The sequence below is a fragment of the Paludibaculum fermentans genome, assembly GCF_015277775.1.
Lineage (GTDB): Bacteria > Acidobacteriota > Terriglobia > Bryobacterales > Bryobacteraceae > Paludibaculum > Paludibaculum fermentans.
On the sequence record NZ_CP063849.1, the window covers coordinates 9088173 to 9105456 of the forward strand.

At 64.3% G+C, this 17284-nt stretch carries 11 protein-coding genes; 2 read left to right on the forward strand and 9 right to left on the reverse strand.

Annotated features, from left to right (window positions below; all coding sequences use genetic code 11):
- The first annotated feature begins 101 nt into the window (after nt 1-101).
- The gene (locus tag IRI77_RS36075; protein WP_194449760.1) at nt 102-692 is read left to right on the forward strand and encodes a hypothetical protein; all 591 of its coding nucleotides are present in this window, start codon (nt 102-104) and stop codon (nt 690-692) included.
- Here the strand turns inward: IRI77_RS36075 and IRI77_RS36080 are convergent.
- From IRI77_RS36080 to IRI77_RS36120, 9 genes are all read right to left on the reverse strand, one after another.
- On the reverse strand, nt 689-1531 hold the full coding sequence (locus IRI77_RS36080; RefSeq protein ID WP_194449761.1) for a M55 family metallopeptidase: 843 nt from the start codon (nt 1529-1531) through the stop codon (nt 689-691). The two genes, IRI77_RS36075 and IRI77_RS36080, sit on opposite strands and share 4 nt — an antisense overlap.
- Nucleotides 1532-1541: 10 nt before the next feature.
- Nucleotides 1542-3284 carry a carboxypeptidase-like regulatory domain-containing protein gene (locus tag IRI77_RS36085; RefSeq protein WP_194449762.1) on the reverse strand — a complete coding sequence of 581 codons (1743 nt, stop codon included), beginning with the start codon at nt 3282-3284 and terminating at the stop codon, nt 1542-1544.
- Between the two features lies 1 nt (nt 3285).
- A complete protein-coding gene (locus IRI77_RS36090) occupies nt 3286-4881 on the reverse strand; it encodes a carboxypeptidase regulatory-like domain-containing protein (RefSeq protein ID WP_194449763.1) in 1596 nt (531 codons plus the stop codon).
- 120 nt (nt 4882-5001) lie between these two features.
- The gene (locus IRI77_RS36095; RefSeq protein ID WP_194449764.1) at nt 5002-6756 is read right to left on the reverse strand and encodes a carboxypeptidase-like regulatory domain-containing protein; all 1755 of its coding nucleotides are present in this window, start codon (nt 6754-6756) and stop codon (nt 5002-5004) included.
- Nucleotide 6757: 1 nt separating this feature from the next.
- A complete protein-coding gene (locus tag IRI77_RS36100) occupies nt 6758-8419 on the reverse strand; it encodes a carboxypeptidase-like regulatory domain-containing protein (protein ID WP_194449765.1) in 1662 nt (553 codons plus the stop codon).
- A gap of 103 nt (nt 8420-8522) precedes the next feature.
- Nucleotides 8523-10274: a carboxypeptidase-like regulatory domain-containing protein gene (locus IRI77_RS36105; RefSeq protein WP_194449766.1), complete on the reverse strand. Its 1752-nt coding sequence runs from the start codon at nt 10272-10274 to the stop codon at nt 8523-8525.
- A gap of 1 nt (nt 10275) precedes the next feature.
- Complete coding sequence (locus IRI77_RS36110) at nt 10276-11940, reverse strand: carboxypeptidase regulatory-like domain-containing protein (RefSeq protein ID WP_194449767.1); 1665 nt, start codon at nt 11938-11940, stop codon at nt 10276-10278.
- Nucleotides 11941-12020: 80 nt separating this feature from the next.
- On the reverse strand, nt 12021-13784 hold the full coding sequence (locus IRI77_RS36115; protein WP_194449768.1) for a carboxypeptidase-like regulatory domain-containing protein: 1764 nt from the start codon (nt 13782-13784) through the stop codon (nt 12021-12023).
- A gap of 1 nt (nt 13785) precedes the next feature.
- Nucleotides 13786-15426, reverse strand: a complete 1641-nt coding sequence (locus tag IRI77_RS36120) for a carboxypeptidase-like regulatory domain-containing protein (RefSeq protein ID WP_194449769.1) — start codon at nt 15424-15426, stop codon at nt 13786-13788.
- 186 nt (nt 15427-15612) lie between these two features.
- Here IRI77_RS36120 and IRI77_RS36125 point away from each other — a divergent pair, with 186 nt between their 5' ends.
- Nucleotides 15613-17220 (forward strand): alpha-N-arabinofuranosidase, encoded by a 1608-nt coding sequence (locus tag IRI77_RS36125; protein WP_228486501.1) that lies wholly within the window; start codon nt 15613-15615, stop codon nt 17218-17220.
- Nucleotides 17221-17284 lie beyond the last annotated feature (64 nt).

Sequence of the window (17284 nt, forward strand, 5' to 3'; positions counted from 1 at the left end):
TGTGTAGGAGAAAGACCGGGTGATTTCCGGCGGAGTACTAAGGGAGTTCTACGATGGTTCGCGCCCGGCATGCCCGTTAGCATCTTCGGTAAGAGGTACGCATGAAGATTCCGGCCCTGCGAATGACTCTGCTCTGCGCCGCGGCGAGCTGCTGCTTTGGTCAGGCAATGGTGGAACACGCGGCGGCCGCGGCTGTGGGCACGGCCGGCAGCGTGGGTGGCAAGGCGATCAGCAACGGCTTGGACAAGGTCTTCGGCCGTGTGGCGGCGGTGACGAAGGAGGCGGAGGGGAACCCCGAGCCCGAGGCGAAGGTCAAGGCCCAGGCGGGCACGAAGTCCATGGGCGATTCCTCCAGCACCTCTGGAGCGGCGCATTCGCGGCGTACTCGAGTGACACGCAGGAGCACGGCGGCGGCCGAAGCCTCGGAGCCGGCCGCTGCCTACGGTCCTGCGCGGAGCTACGCCGCAACGCCGCCGCGCATCGTGGCCACTCCGCAGGAGTTCGCCAAACTAACAACTGGCGCGCCCAGGAGCGAACTGGCTGAGCGCCTGGGGACGGCCTCATACAAGATCAGCGTGCCCGAAGAAGGGCACCTGACGGAGATCTATCGCTACGCCAACCACGGCGTGGCGGTAGGTACGGTGCGGGTGGTGGATGGAGTCGTGTCGGAAGTGAAGCCGGCGAAGAACTAGCGGCCGGCCCAAAGGGTCCAGGCTTCCATGAAATCCTTACCCCGGAAGCGCGTCGTGCGGGGGCCGATGTGTTCGACGCCGGGCAGGAGTACGGCGTCGGGTGATGGCGTGGAGCGTGTGGTGGCTTCCTGGATGATCTCGACGGGCCCCTCGATGCGGTACGGCGGGATCTGGCTGAGCTTGCGCAAGGCCTCGTAGGCGCCGGCTTCAATCCGCATGTTGGCGGTGGTTGCATTGTCCGAGATGCAGGCGTAGTAGCCGACGCCTTCTTTGACGGCGACGGTCACGGCCTGGGGCACAATCGCGTGGAGGTCTTCCGTGGCGGCCTGGTCTCCGGTGAGCAGGATGACGGGCGTGTTGTACCAGCCGGCGAGCGCGCTGCGGGTTTCGATTTCGCCCACCTCTTTGCCGTTCATGAGCAGCTTCTGGATCCCTTGCGAGCTATAGCTGTGGGCCATGACGGCACGCTCGCGATTGGCGCGCGCGTGCTGGCCGATGAAGGCGATGGCGGAGAATTTCCGTTCCAGCAGCATTCTTGGTCCAAGTGCGCCGATGACGAGCCGTCCGCCTTCAATTTGGAGAGCGGACAGGGTGCGGCTGCCGTCATGGCCATCCCAGACGACGACATCGGCTCCGCCGGCGCGATTGAAGCCGCGGATGGCGGCGTTGATCTCACCGGCCAGCAGCTTCTGGAGTTCGGGATTGGTGGGCTCAGTCTGCTCCTGGCGGCAGATGCCGGCGACGCCTTCGGCGTCCGTGATCAGCAGAATCGATTTGGATGCTTGCGCGGCGGCGCAGGCGCAGAGGGCGGTGGTCAGGACGAGTAGCTTGCGTAGCATGACTAGCCCATTATGGGGCTGACGGGGGCGGGGTGTCTCCGTAGAGATAGGTCGTGATGGCCTTCTCCACCTCGGCCTTGGTAAAGCATCGGACGGGGATAGTCTGCCCACCGGTAGGCTGGACCTCGATGGGGTCCACTTTGGGAGCCAGAACCCGGAGCAGGGGTGCGTGGTCGCGGCTGCCGGCGAAGTCCGGTTCCAATGCTATGAAGCGGTAGCGGCCCGGAACGATCCGGCTGGCGTACTTGAGTGATTCCGGATCACCTTCGGCGACATTGTCATCCTGCTCAGTCAGCAGTGGTTGCTCGGGGATGGCCAGCACCATCCATTTCTTCTCAGGATCAGCCGGCTGGTTTGTCAGTTTGTAAGTCACGTTGGGTTTTGGTGCCAGGCGGATTCGTAGGGCCGGCGCGGGGGCTCCCCTGATCTCAATGACTCCGCATTCCATACGTTTGTCATTGAAGATCACGCTTTCAACGTAGGTACGGTCGTACTTGAGTCGGCAGCGGACCCTCCATCGACCGGCCGGGACCGCGGGCAGCGTGAACCGGCCGGTCTCGGAATCGATGTCGGCAGACGTAGCGAAGAGCTCGGAGCCTGCGTCGGCAGAGTCCAGTGTGGTGGTTCCGGCTGGGTGGACGACGGTGTGGCGCACTGCGCCGGTAGGGGTGTTCTCAACTACATAGGAAACATTGCTGCCCGGCTGAATCAGGCGGCTGCCCAAACTGTCTTCCGCGATTCCGCTGACGGGGATTCCGGGCCGCAAGACGATCGGAAAGGGAGCCGGTGCGGCACTGCCCACAATCAAGGGGAAGTTTGCCGTGGCCGGCGGAGTGGCCCCCCGATCCCTGGTGGTGGCCACGAGGCGGTAGGTGCCGGGCGGCGCCATTTGGAATAAGAAGGAGCCGATTTCCTCGTCCGAGTTTCCGGATATGGATGCGAAACGGCGCTCTTCACCGGCGTCGGCTGGATAGATCTCCATCGATACCGGCTCTTGCCAACGAACCCCCGGCGCAGCGGAGAACGGGCCGGTGAGGGAGTTGACGGGGGTAGCCCGCAGGTGAAACTCGAGATGAGGGTCGAGTCCTGGCGCGGCCGCGAACGGCTGCGCCCCGGCGCGAGTAGGGCTGTCGGGATAGAAGACGGGCATCCACATGGAACGAGCCTCGAAACCGTTGCGCGGGACGGCATCGAGCAGGTGCTCGGTGGGCAGAATGGCGTTGCAGCGGGTGAAAGCGACATACCGATCGGGAGCCACGGAGTCAATCCGGAAAAAGCCACGATGGCCAGTGACGGCCATGTGCAGCCGGCTGGCGCTGCCTTCCTGCACCGCAACAGGGGAAATGAATACATGGCAGTCGCCAACGGGTTCACCCTCATCGTTCAGGACGCGGCCGGAGACGACCGTGGGCGCAGAGAACGTTAGCTTCAACCCCTCAGTCTCCTGGCCAGGCTTCATCTCCACTCGGATCCCAATCTGTGGGCCACCCAGCGGGCCAGGGTTCTGGTGGTGGGAGACAGTCAGAAAGTAGTGTCCGGGTTTCACGCCGGCAAAGCGGAATGCCCCATTGGCGTGGGTGGACGTGGATTGGCCTAGATTCGTCTGTCTTCCGTCCTCGTCCACCAGGCGCAGGCGCGCATCGTTGATGGGCACTCCAGCCGAGTCGACGACGATTCCGGAGAGAGTCCCGGGAGTCTGCTGCGCCATCGCGCCAAGCACGGCGAGGAAGAGAACGGCGAAGCGGCTGGGCATTTCAACGAGCCCCTTTCTTCGCTGCCGGACGATTCCCGGATATGGCCCTGAGGATAACTGCCGGCCCGGGACCTTCCTTCAGTTGGACAGGTGTGCCCGCAGCTCGATACTCCGCCAGGAAGTTGGCGTCGAGCCAGGCTCCGGGCTCGATGTCATCGAAGGCATAGATACGGTAGGCGCCCGGGTGAAGTCCCGTCAGGCGGAAGTTGCCTTGCTCGTCGACGCTGGTGGTGGCGTAACGGCTGGGAATCGAGGCAGCGGCATCATCCGGGGCCGCCAGGATGATGGTGGCGATTCCCTCCTGCACATGGCCGCTGACCTCGGCACCGTTCGCTCCGATGAGGATGTCGAGGCGAGCCGGAGTGGCGGGTGAGATGAGGAAGGGCTGGTCGAGGACGTCGAGTTTGCCCAGCGTCACTGATTTCAAGTAGCCGCCAGGTGGAAGGGGACTGAGAGCAAGGGCCCAGCGCCCGGCCGGCACCCCAGGGATGACGAAGGAGCCATCGGGCTGGAGTGTGGAACGGTCCAGATTGACCGGTGCGGATTCCAGTGAGCGGAGACTGACGGTGAGCTTGGCGGGAAGCGCTGGGGCTCCGGAGATGCGTACGCGGCCACGGAGGTCTATACAGGGCTGAAGAGGCAGTTCCACAGTTGGCGCCCCCGCTGCGGCGCTGACTTCTTCGCGAGCGGAGTAACAGCGGCCCTGGAGTTGGACAGTGCCACTCAATGTATAGCGTCCGGGGACGAGACTCCGATACACGGGACGCTCATCCCCGGCCATGATGGACTGGCCGCCGACATAAAGGTCCTCAAGGATTCCAGTGGGGCGTGTTTGCAGGATCAGGGTTGCAAGGCTCGTGCCTGGAGCAGGTTTTGGGATTGCGACATCCTTCGGCCACAGGATACGGATGCCAAGCATGGCCTCGGCCGGCACCTGCGCGGCTATATTGAAGCCCGCGAGTTCGTCGCCCGGCTTGATCTCGACGAGCACCGCCTCGTGGAAATTGAGAGTGGAAGGATAGTAGGAGGTATAGCGGCGATTGAGATCGACATTGGCGTTCGCTGGAAACAGTTCCAGCCGCGGCAACACCGTGTAACCCACCGACAGGCGATAACGCCCGGGGATCAAGCCATCAATCTGGTAGTCTCCTGACCGGTCGACGGTTCCGCCTCGCCCGAAGTAGTTACTGATTGTGCCTTCGACGGGCCGAGCCGTGACGGTTGGATTCATCGCAGCCGCCGATAGCCCCGTGATCGTCCCGCTCACTTCCCCGAGCGCGGGCAGCCTGATGATCAACCCGGACTTGTTCTCATTTGCCCCGAGCGTAATGATTTGGCCAGGCGCGTCGGGCCGGCGTGCGCCGTAGTTCATCGGGGCGTAGCCGGGCCGGGTGACGCTGATGCGGTAACGGCCGGCGGGTAGCGCTCGCAGAAGGAACTGGCCGTCACCTTCCGTGCCGGCTTGGCCTCGGACATCGTCGCGGCCTTCCAGGGTGATTTCGACCGTGGCGCGGTGTAGCGGCGCGCCCGTGACGGAATTGACGACGCGGCCCGCAATCGAGCTGCTGCGCTCCGGCTGGGCGAAGGCTCGGCCCATTCCTAGAATTAGGAGAACAACGGAAAGTTTATACCGGACCATTTCGAGGCACTCCGGCTGTAATTCTCAATTATTCACTATGACACGTTTGGAGAAGTCTGCAAGGGGCGACATTCTTCTTTAACGCGGATCTCCGGCGATGTAGTGATGGATGATCTTCTGGACCTCCTCCGCCGCGAAGCATCTCACATTGAGGGTCTGATCCCGGCCGCCCACAACTTCCACAGGCTTCACTTGCCTGCCGAGAAGCCGGAGCGCGCGTTCATTCAGACTCACACCGCCCTCCGGTTGTTCCACGCCGAACAGATGGTACCTTCCGGGCATTAAGCCGTCGCCACGGCCAGCATCCGAGTGGATGAGCCTGCTCGGGCTGCCATCTCCGAATGGAACCGCGTGAAGTGCACAATTGGACTTGGCAGCCGCGGCGATGTCGACAAACTCGAACTGCAAATTGGGGAGCTTACTATTTGTACGTATTTTCAGGATTGCGGTCGAATCCGGGGTCACTTCGATCTCCTGGTTCCCAACCGGCGCTTCCCCATACTGCATGGATTCCACCCAGGCGGGCCGCTGTAGTTGTTCATAGCGGACAAGCCAGCGGCCCGGCGCCACTCCGGGGATCTGAAAGCTTCCCTCCTGGGGGCTAACCCGGCCGGTGAGGGTCGTGAAGGGGCCACCCGGCCGTGCGGGCGTCAACGTGAGGATGCCCACGGAAGCAGTTCGTGCAGATCCCATGGGCGGAACTCCTCCCGGCCGGATTCGCTGACCAGCGGAGGCGGGCGCTGCTGTGGCGGCTCCAGCATCAGGCCACTCCACCTTGCCGAGGACCGTCGTGCTCATTCGCAACTGGAGTTGGACCAGTGGCGGCGCGGCCGGTCCGACCACCACCTTGCCGGCCTCGGAAACCAGCAAGCGCCCGAACTGATCCGTCGTCCAGGCTGTGAGGCTGTAGGCGCCGCGCGGGATCATCTCGAAACGGAAAGTTCCCGTTTCCACGTTGAGGTAGTCGGTCCACTCCAGTGAATCCTCAGTGTCTGGCCCCTCAGGGATCAGGCGGATCTCCGGTGCCGTCGACCAGGACAGGCCCGGAGCTGGTGTCACCGTGCCGCGGATGGTGTGGACGGGGACGGACCTCAGCTGGAACTCAAGGCTCACCTCGGCTCCGGAGGCGACACTGATCTCGACGGCGTCCGAGCGGGTTGTGCCGTTCTGGTAGAACGTGCGCTGCCACGTTTCTTGCGGCTCGAACCCGTTCGGGCCGACGATGTCCAGGATGTGCTCAGCCGGGAGATCCTGCTCGCAGGTCACCACGAGGGAGTAGCGGTCCGGTGCGACGGATTCCAGGCGGAAACGGCCTTTGTCGTCAGTTGATCCCCTGCCGGCTTCCGGAGGAACCGCGCCGCCCAGCGGCACCGGCAGCAGGGCGACGCCGCATTGGGAAAGAGGCTCTCCGCCGTCGTTTAGGACGACTCCGGTGATGGTTCCCGCGGGCTTCAGGCTCACCGCGATGGCAGTGGTCTCCTTGCCGGCGCGGACTTCAATGCGGGTGCCCTCCTGCGCCAGGTTGAGCGCGCCCGGGTACTCGCTGTGCGCGGCACTCACAATGTAGATTCCCGGGGGCAGTCCACCCGCTGAGAATCCTCCTGCCGAGTCGCTGGTGGCCAGCTTCGTGCTGTCAGTCTTGGCAGTGCGGCCGATTGTCACCCGGGCACCGGCAATGGGCTCACCTGTCGCCGCGTCGACCACACGCCCGCTCACGGAGCCTCGCTCCGAGGGCGGTTGGCTCTGTGGCCGGCCCTGATTGGCGGGATACGCGCTGGTCTGGCCCCGGACCGCTATCGCACACAGGCAGAGGGCAAGCAGCCATCGTTGCACGTCACTGCACCCTTCTCGTGGCGGTGGAGCCCACGATGGTTTTGACCGCGATCTCCGGGGCGCGGCCTTCGCGCAATTCCACGGGCGTGCCCAGTCCTGCGTAGTGCGGCAGGAACTCCGGATCGAGCCACGCCTGCGGGGCCAGTTCTTCGAACGCGTAGATTGTGTATGCGCCCGGGGGCAAAGCTCGGAACTCGAAGCTGGCGTCCTCATCCAGGCCTGCCGTGAAGAAGAAACGCGGGCGGCCGGCTCGCTCGCCCTGTGGGGCGGCCAGGACCACTGTCGCCCGGCGGTCGTCCACACGGCCCCGGAGTTGAGCGCTCACCGTGCTCACTACAATCTCCAACGGGTCGCGATTGTCATTGGAGACGAGGAGACCTCCGTTCAGGACATCGGTTCGGCCTAGCAGGGCCGATTTGACGTGGCCGCCCGGGGGGATGGCGTCCACCGCCAGATCCCACACACCGGCAGCAACCGCTGGGATCGAGAACGAACCATCTGGTTGCACCTTGGCTGATTCCATGCGCAGGATGCCAATCTCGGATCCGCTCAAGCGGACGCTCATCCTCGACAGGGCTCCACCGTTCGGGCCTTCCAGGCGGATGCGGCCCTTAACGGACGGGGCGGGTCGAAAGTAGAGGGGGACGTCGAGGGTGCCGCCTGTGAGGTTCACCTCCTGGCGGGCCGAATAGAGTACGCCCGTGGCCTCAGTCGCGCTCGTAATCACATATCTGCCCGGCGCCAGGGCGAGCGTCTCAAAGCGGCGCTCGGGGCCCGTCGCGATCTGCAGATGGTATCCCGATTCTCCGTTGACCTCCCGGATCCGTGCGGGGATGAATGGGCGGGCTGTGAGCGCCCCATTGGCCCGCTGGACAAGCGGGCTGTTCCCTCCGGGCAGTCCGAAGAACGGGAGGCTCAGGCGGATCGGTTCCATCTCCTGGATTGACACATTGATGCCCATCGCCTCGCTGGCCGTACCCAGCAGGATCGGAGCGGCCTCGCCTCGAGCCGGAGTGGCGGGATGGAAGGTGAGTGCCGGGACCTGGCGCGGAGCCGGCTCCAGCGAAACCACCGGCCCGGGCTTTTCATCCGCGATCTCCTCGCGCTGTCGAGCCGAGACAATATAGTAGCCGGCAGGCAGATGGATGATCCGGTATTGGCCCGCATTGTTGGCTCGCGCGCTGCCTTCGGGGCTCCAATCCAACTGGCCGCGTCGATAGATTCGCCGGTATGCCTGGACGAATGCGCCCTTGGCCGGGCCTCCGCCGGCCGCAACGATGCTTCCACTGATTGCGCCCAACTGCGGGAGCCGGACGATGAGCCCGGACTTGTTCTCGTTGGGCCCCACTGTCACAATCTGGCCTGGATTGGAAGGGAACCTGGCTCCATAGTTCATGACGGCGTAGCCGGGTTTGGAGACCTCGATCCGGTAGCGGCCCGCCGGCAGCAGCCGCAGCAGGAATTGGCCATCGGCATCGGTGGGCGCCATGCCGCGCACATCGTCCCGGCCGTCCAGGACTATGGTCACCGCGGCCCGGCGCAGGGGTGCCCCGGTGACCGCATTCACCACGCGCCCCGCAATGGAGCTATTCCGTTCCGGCTGCGCGGCGGCCGTGCGGGCGGCGAGGATCAGTAGAATAGCGGCGGTTTGATATCTGACCATATCTTGCGCCTCGGCTGCGAATTGAGAACATTACTATGACATGGATTGGGGTGAAATTGGTTTCGTCATAATTGGCAGGAGCTGCGGGTAAGGCGCTGAAGGATTACCGCGCTTCTCCGGCCACAAAGTTCGCCACGATCTTGAGCAACTCGTCCGTCGGGAAGCATCGGATCTGGACCGTCTGCTCCTGGCCGGCGGAGAGTTCAACTGGCTTGACCTCACGGCGCAGCAGTTCGTTCACCCGTTCATTGATCATGCCGCCGCCTGCCCCCTGTTCCACCGCGAAGAACGAGTAGCGGCCCGGCCCGAGGGGCCTCGCCTGCACCGGTTGCCCCGGAACCACGACGCCGATGATGCTCGTACCCCTGGGGCCCCCGCCGTCCGCCGGCACTGCCTGAATCATCCAGTAAGTCTTGGCCTGGGGCGGCGCACCCTTCAGCTCATAGTGGACCTCTGGTGCCTTGGTGCCTGTTCTGAGCAGCAGGGTGCCCGTCGAGCCCTGCACAATTTCAATGACGTCGCCCTCCACCAGTGTGTCGCCGTATTGCATGGACTCGATCCAGGCGGGCCGCTGATACGACTGGTATTGCACGCGCCAACGCCCCGGCGTGATGCCTTCCAGTTGAAAAGTGCCATCCGCGGCACTCACCTGGGTGCTGTGTGATTCCAGGTTCTGACTGGGGCCGGCCTCGCTGAGCATGATGGATCCCCTGACCGGTTGTTGGCCGGAAGGCCCACCCATCGGCCCCACTCTCATGCGGACCGCCGCTTGCCCATTGCCTGCTGCCTCGGATGGCGGCTCCTCCACCTTGCCGGTGAGCGCGATGGAAGTCTGCAGTTGGAGCGTGACCGGCGGGGGCGCTGTCTGCCCGACTGTGATGCGCTGGCTGGCGTACCAGGCGGGCTGGGATCCACCCCGGAACGGGACCGCCTTGAAGCGATACGCGCCGGGGGGCACCATCGGGATGCGGAACCGGCCGGACTTTCCGGCCGCCGCCGAACCGAAGTTGGATCCGCGATCCGCGGCACTCTCTTCCGGATAGAGCATGACATGGTAGCCGTCGGCCGGCGGGGATCCATCGGGGGCGATCACGACTCCGGTAACCGTTGTGACGAGCTGAGGTTTCGCGCGCAGCTCGACTTCCACATTGGCGCCGGGTACGACATTGACCGTCGACGCGCCGGCCGCCGTGGGACTATCCGGGTAATAGATTGGCTGCCAACCGGCGCCGGGCTCCAGCCCTCCTGGTCCGACAACGTCCAGCAGGCGCTCGACGGGCAGGGCTTGGGAACACCGGACAGCGAGCAGGTAGCGATCCGGTGCGACCGGCGCGATGCGGAACTCGCCATCTTCGTTCGATTGCGCGTAGTTGTTCTGACGGATGGGCACTGTCCCGATCGGCGCCGCCGACAGGAAGACTCCGCAGTCCGGCAGCGGTTCGCCGTCATCGCTCAGAATGCGGCCTGAGACTGTGCCTGCCGGCGTCAGCTTCACCACAACGCCGGTGGTCGCTTTGCCGGATTCCACGTCCACTAGTAACCCGGCTTGGGGCAGGCCCAGCGCGCCGGGGTACGACTGATGGTTGGCCTGCACGTAGTATTGGCCCGGCTTCAGATTCGCGGCCGAAAACTGTCCGGCTGGATCCGCGCTGGCGGAGACCATTCCGCCGGGGCCCAATGCCTGCACTGTTACCGTTGCCCCTGCGACAGGTTCTCCCTTTGCAGCGTCCACCACGCTTCCGCTGATCGAGCCCGACGGCTGCTGCTGCTGCTGGTCCTGACGCCCGCTGCCAATTCCCTGAATCTGCGCGGGGCAGGGGAGACAAAAGCAAAGGAGAAAGAACAGGCAGCGCATGTTATTGGCTCCGCCTTTCCGCTGGAGCGCCGGGGATTGCGGTCACCTTGATATCCGAGGCTCGGCCTTCTCCAAGCTCAACGGGAGTGCCGAGACCGGGGTAACTCTTCAGGAACTCCGGATCGCGCCAGGCCCCCGGTGCCATTGATTCGAAAGCGTAGATCCGGTAGGCGCCCGGAGCGAGATTTCGGAATTCAAAGTCTCCGTTCTCATCCGCACCGGTTGCGAGGTAAAAGGATTGGACGCTTGCCAGTTCGCCCTGCGGGGCCGCCAGGATCGTGCTGGCGAAGCCGTTCTCGACATGACCACGGAGTTGCGCCGCGCGGGTGCTGATGACAATCTCCAGCGAATCTTTGGTGTCCGCCGCAATGACCATGTCCTTGGCCAGCACATCCAGCTTGCCCAGCATCATGGACTTCAAATACCCGCCCAGGGGAATGGGCCCCGGCAAGATATCCCAAATCCCGGGTGGGACGTCTTTGAGGATGAAGGAGCCGTCCGCTTGGACCTCGGCGCTCCTCCTGTCAATGGGTAGGTTTTCCCCGGAATTCAGGACAACCTGCATACCGGAGAGCCGGCCGGCGCCGGGCCCTGTGATGCGCAGATGACCGGAAAGATTGACGCACGGGGAGTAGGAGAGCAAAGTGTCGACAGAACCGCCGGACAGCGCAATCTCCTTCCGCGCCCCGTAACACTTCCCCTCGACCTCCATCGAACTCGCCAGGATGTAACGGCCGGGATTGACCGGCTGGTACTCCACCTGCCCGTCCATCGTGGCGGTGAACGCGTGCATCGGCGCGCCCGGACCTCCATCCGTGCCTCGGATCCAGACCGGCGCTCGCAGCATCCCGAGGCGAGGGGCGGCCCCAGGTTGGCTGAACTGCGGGGTCACGCCCGGCGGCAGTTGAATCCACAAACTGACCCGCACCGGCGCCATCTCCTGGATGGGGATGTCGATATCGCGGCGCGCCTCGCCGGAGCCGATGTCGAGCGGCACTGCCTCCTGTTGGATCACCGTGGAGGGATAGTAAGTCAGGGCCGGCACCGCCTTCTGCTCGGTCTCCTGCGGGGAGCGGGGCGTGCCCATGCGAATCACCGGCATGTTCACCTGGTACGCGGCCACGATATAGCGGCCGGGCCGGAGGTTGCCGATGTGATACTGGCCCCGATCATCGATGGTGGCGCCCCCGGCCTGGATCCAGCCCAGCCTGCCGCGCGGGAACTCCCTGCGGAACACGCTGACGTAGGATCCGCGGGCGATCATGCCGGACGTGCCGAGGATGGTGCCGCTGATCGAGCCCAGGCGTGACAGCCGGACCATGAGACCCGACTTGTTCTCGTTCGGGCCGAGCGTGATGACTTGGCCGGGAGCACCGGGATAGCGGGCTCCGTAGCCCATATCCGAATAACCGGGCTTGGAGACATTGATCAGGTAGCGGCCCGCGGGCAACGCTCTCAGCAGGAAACTGCCGTCGGCGCTAGTGGGCGCCATGCCGCGAACATCGGACCGCCCCTCGAGAATGATCTCCACGGAGGCTCGGTTCACCGGCGCGCCAGTGGTGGCATTCACCACTTGGCCCGCAATCGAACTGCTTCGCTCCGGCTGCGCGGCGGCCGTGCCGGTCGCCAGGATTAATGCAATGAAGAGGCGTTTATTCCGGAGCATTCTGTTGCGTTGCGGCTCAATTACTCACGCATTTACTATGACACCGTTCGGTGGCAAGCGAAAGCGGGGCGCTGGCTGTCCTACCGTTCTTCCCCCGCGATGTAGTTCGCCGCCATCTTCTGAACATCGGCGACGGAAAAGCACTTCACTGCAATGGCCTGGTCGTTGCTTGCGGTAATCTCCACAGGCTCCACTTGCCGGCTCAACAGTTCCAGCAGGCGGTCATTTACCATGCCCCCGCCATTGGATTGCTCCAGCGCGAAGAAATGATAGCGGCCGGGCGCCAGCGAATTCGCCGTGATCGAGTGGCCTGGCGTGCTGTTGCCCACATAAGCCTGGTTCCCGGAGCCCTCCCGCGCCACCGGCAACGCCTGGATCATCCAGTATTTCTTGGCATCACCCGGCGGATCCTTCAGCTCATACTTGACCGTCGGAGGACTCCCGCCCAGCACGATGCTCAGCGTTCCAGGGGCGCCTTCTACTACCTCAATCTGTTGGTTCTCCGCCGGCGTGTCCCCATAATGTATGGTCTCCATCCAGCCCGGCCCCTGGTACGACTGATAGCGCACGCGCCAACGGCCCGGGGTCACACCCTGGATCTGGAAGGCGCCGTCCTGTGCATTCACCTGGCCGGCCTTCTGCCCGAGCGGCAGGTTGGGCCCCGCCGGCATCAACATCACTGATCCCTTCGCTGGCGTGAATGGCGTGGCCTTCGGGCCTCTCAGGCCGGAAAAAACGTTGAGGGTCAGCGGAGCGGAGGCAGGCGCCGAACTCGCATGTGGATCCTCTACCTTGCCGCTGATTGTCATCGACGGCCGGAACTGCACGGTCATCGGAGGGGGAGGGGCGGAGCCGACGCTGACCGCCGCCTCGGCCACATTCGCCTGCTCCGGCGCACCATCCTGGGTCATCCCGAACAGCCTGTAGTTGCCCGGCTGCACCATGGTGAAACGGAAACTGTTGCTGGGTTGGACCATGGCGACGGCGGCCGGCTGCTGCGAGCCAACGATACTGTCCGCGATGGCGAGCTGCAGCATCGGCTGGTTCTTCCAACTGGCGCCCGGTGCGGCTGTGATGACCCCGGTGAGTGAGGTGACGGCAACCGGTTTCATATGGAACTCCACCTTCACGTCGGCCCCCGCGGTGACTCCGAATGACGCTCCGCCTCCGGCCGCTGGATTGTCGGGAAAGTAGCCGGTTTGCCACGATTCGCGCGGATCAAACCCCTCCGGACCTACCATGCTCAGCAGGTTCTCCACCGGCAGGTCTTCCGGGCAATTTGCCTGCAGGATATAGCGGTCCGGCCCAACGGGAGCCATGCGGAACGCCCCCTTGTCATTCGACTGCGCAAACCCCGCGGGCTGCCCCGGCGAACGGCCCAGCGGTGCATGCATCAGCATGAGATTGCAGTTGGACAGCGGTTCCCCACCATCGTCAAGTACACGGCCGGACACTGCTCCAGGCGGTGAGAGGGTTACCGTGACGCCCTTGGTCTCCTTCGCAGGCAGAACCTCCGCGAACACTCCGGTCTGCGGCAAGCCCAGCGGGCCCGGATAGTTCTGATGCGCCGCCTGCAGGTAGTATTGGCCCGGAGGCAGCTCATCGACCGAAAACTGCCCCGAGGCATCGGTGCTCACGGTGCGCGTACCGGCCCCGCCGCCCGAGCCAAAAATCAGCACCTGGACCTCCCGCGCCGGTTCGTTGGTGGCGGAATCGACCACCCGGCCGCTGAGGGAGCCGGCCGGCTGCGCAGCAGCCTGTGTCCCCGTGGTATTGAAGAACTGATTCTGCTGGGCGCCGGCTGCCAGCGCGAAGGTCGCGATACACAACAGCAGCCGCCTCATCTCAAGGCCCCTTCCTTGCACCGCCTGACCCCGGGATCGCCTTCACCTTCAGGTCCGGAGCACGGCCTTCCTGCAACTCCACTGAAGTCCCGCTATCGGGGTAGTTCTTCAGGAACTCCGGATCCAGCCAGGCCTGCGGTGCCATCTCTTCAAACGCATAAATCTTATACGAACCCGGCGTCAGCGCCCGGAAATCGAAATCGCCATTTTCGTCGACTCCAGACGCCGCGTAGAAGCTGAGGACGTGTGCGAGTTCGCCCTGCGGCGCGGCCAGTATCGTGGTGGCGAAGCCTTCCTCGACATGGCCATGCAGGTCGGCGCCACGCGTACTCACTACGATATCCAACGGGTCCCGCGTCTCCGCCGTAATGAACATGTCCTTCGTGAGCACGTCCATCTTGCCCAGCATCATCGATTTCAGGTAGCCGCCCTTGGGGATCGGCTCCACGACAATGTCCCACAAGCCCGGTGGCACGCCTTTCAGCACATACGAGCCGTCCGGCTCCACTTTGGCGTTCTCGACCCCCATCGGCGCGTTTTCGCCCGAAACCAGGCCGACCGTCATGTTGGACAGCGGACCCGCGTTGGGGCCGACCAGGTGGACATGCCCTGACAGATAGATGCTCGGCGTCAGTGTCAGTGTCACCTCCACGGCTCCGCCCGAGATGGTAATCTCCTGCCGCGCCGAATACTTCTTGCCCTCCGCTTCGGTCATGCTCGACACGATATACCGGCCCGGCAGCAGCGCCTGGGCCTGGTAACGCTGTTCGCTGCTGGCGCTCAAAGCCTGCGCCTGGTTGCCCGTGGAGCCACCCACGCGTTGTAGCCAGACCGGCAGGTACATCCGCGGGCCCGGCCCGCCGCCATTCATCTCTGAATGGCTCGCTTCCACCTCCGGCGGCGCCTGCACCCGGACGCTCAAACGCACGGGCGCCATCTCCTGGAGCGCGATATCCACATCCGTCATCTCCGCCCCCGGCTTGAGGTCGACCGCACCGGCTTCCTCTTCAATCACCGACGAAGGATGGTAGGTCAACGCGGGCATCGCCCGCGGCTCCGGCTCACCCGGTTCGCCCGGCCGCATCACCTGCGGGGGTAGGAACTGGTTCTGGCGCGCTGCCACGACATACTGCCCGGGTGGCAGGTGAAAAATCCGGTATTCACCCCGGTCGTCTGCATTCGCCCCTCCGGCGTACACCCATTCCGGCTTACCGCGCGGAAAGGAACGGCGAAACGCCTGCACATAGCTGCCAGTCGCCGGACCGCCGCCCACACCCGTCACTGAGCCGGTGATCGCCGACAGTTGCGGCATGCGGATGATCAGGCCCGACTTGTTCTCGTTGGCCCCGATGCTGATAACTTGTCCAGGACCACCCGGTTTGCGCGCGCCGTAGTCCACCGGGCCGTATCCATTTTTGGAAGCCCCGATAAAGTACCGTCCCGGCGGCAAGGCCCGCAGCAGAAACTGCCCCTCCCCATCGGTAGGCGCCGTGCCTCGGACATTCTCACGGCCCTCCATGACGATGCTCACCAGGGCCCGGCGCACGGGCGCTCCAGTCGTTTCGTTTAGCACACGCCCGGCGATCGAGCTGTTGCGCTCCACCTGCCCGGCCGAGCCCACGGCTCCGAGGATTACCAACATCAAAATGGAACAAACTCTATATATTTGGGCGCTCTCCACCGGCATTTTCTAAACATTTACTATGACACCGCCGGCATCGCCGCAGGTTCCAACAAAGTTTGGTGAATAACAGCGGAACCTCCGCGTCCTGCCGCCCCTGCACGCTGCCCCCGGTCCGGCCCTCCAATTGGTGATATGACGTATGGGATGCAGCGACGCACTTTACTTCGGACAGCGGCCGGCGCGTTGGCGGGCTTTGCCGCCGCAGTGCGCCCGGCCCTGGCGGCCGACGCCGACATCGAGATCACTCCCCGGGCCGACGGTGACACCATCAGCCCGCACATCTACGGCCACTTCATCGAGCATCTCGGCACCGTCATCTACGACGGAATCTGGGTGGGCCGCAATTCGAAGATCCCCAACGTCGACGGCATCCGGCTGAAGTTTGTCGAGGACATGAAACGCCTCGCCGTCCCGAACCTTCGCTGGCCCGGCGGCTGCTTCGCCGACGGCTACCACTGGCGCGACGGCATCGGCTCGGCCTCTGCCCGGCCGCGCACCTACAACTACTGGCAGGCCAGCCTGCCGCCCGGCTTCGACCACACCGAGACCAACGAATTCGGGATCCACGAGTTCATGCGTCTCTGTCGCCTCACCGGAGCCGAGCCCTACCTCGCCGCCAATGTCGGCTCCGGCTCCCCCAAGGAATTCCACGACTGGGTGCTCTACTGCAACGCGCCCGTCGGCACCGTCTCCCTTGCGGCCGAACGCGCCGCCAACGGCGACAAAGCCCCCTTCGGCGTGAAATGGTGGGGCGTCGGCAACGAATCCTGGGGCTGCGGTGGCGCGATGAATCCCGGTGAATACGCCACGCTCTACCGCCGCTTCATCACGCAATTCCCCGTCTACGAGCCCAAGCCTTACCTCGTCGCCGTCGGCCCGCGCGGCCATTCCAAGGACATGGACATCGGCTGGACCACAGGCTTCTTCGAGAACATGCTGCCGCAGCACCGCGCCAAGGTCGATGGCTACTCCCTCCACTTCTACACCGACTTCCGGAACACCAGGGAAAAGGTCGGCCAGTTCGACGCCGCCGGCTGGTACGACGTCATCCGCGAGGGCCTGCGCACGGAAGAGGTGATCGATAAGCACTGGACCGCCATGGGTGCCTACGACAAGGCCCACCACACGAAGCTGATCGTCGACGAGTGGGGTGTCTGGTATCCGCCAGGAGAAGAGACGGCGCCGAACCACCTGCTCAGCCAGCCACTCACCTTGCGCGATGCCCTCCACACCGCGGTCTCCTTCGATGTCTTCAACCGCCATGCCGGCAAGATCGCCATGGCCAACGTCGCTCAAACCATCAACTGCCTGCACTCCCTGTTCCTGGCGCAGGGCGACCGTTACGCACGCACGCCCGTCTATCACGTCTTCGACATGTATCGCGGCCACATGGGTGGCCGGTTGGCCCAGCTCAACATCCGGACCCCCGAGCGCAAAGTCCCCTCGCGCAATGGAGCAGTCACCCTGGCCGGACTATCCGGCTCAGCCTCCACGAAGGACGGCCGGATGTCCATCACCCTCACCAATCCGTCCCTCGACGACGCGGTCGCCTGCCGCATCCGCCTCAGCGCAGGGACGGCCTCAGAAGCCCGAGCCACCGTTCTCACCCATGCCGACAAAGCGGCCCGCAACACCTTCGACCGCCCGGACGAGGTGAAGCCCGCGGCCCTGCCCATCACCGTGCGCGGTGGCAGCGTGGAAGTCACCCTGCCGAAACAGTCCGTCGTCTCCATCGAACTCCGCCTGGGCTGAAACACGGGCAGGGTGGCAAATCTGGTGTAATCAGAAGCGGTTCCAGCCGGACTCGAATCCCCTT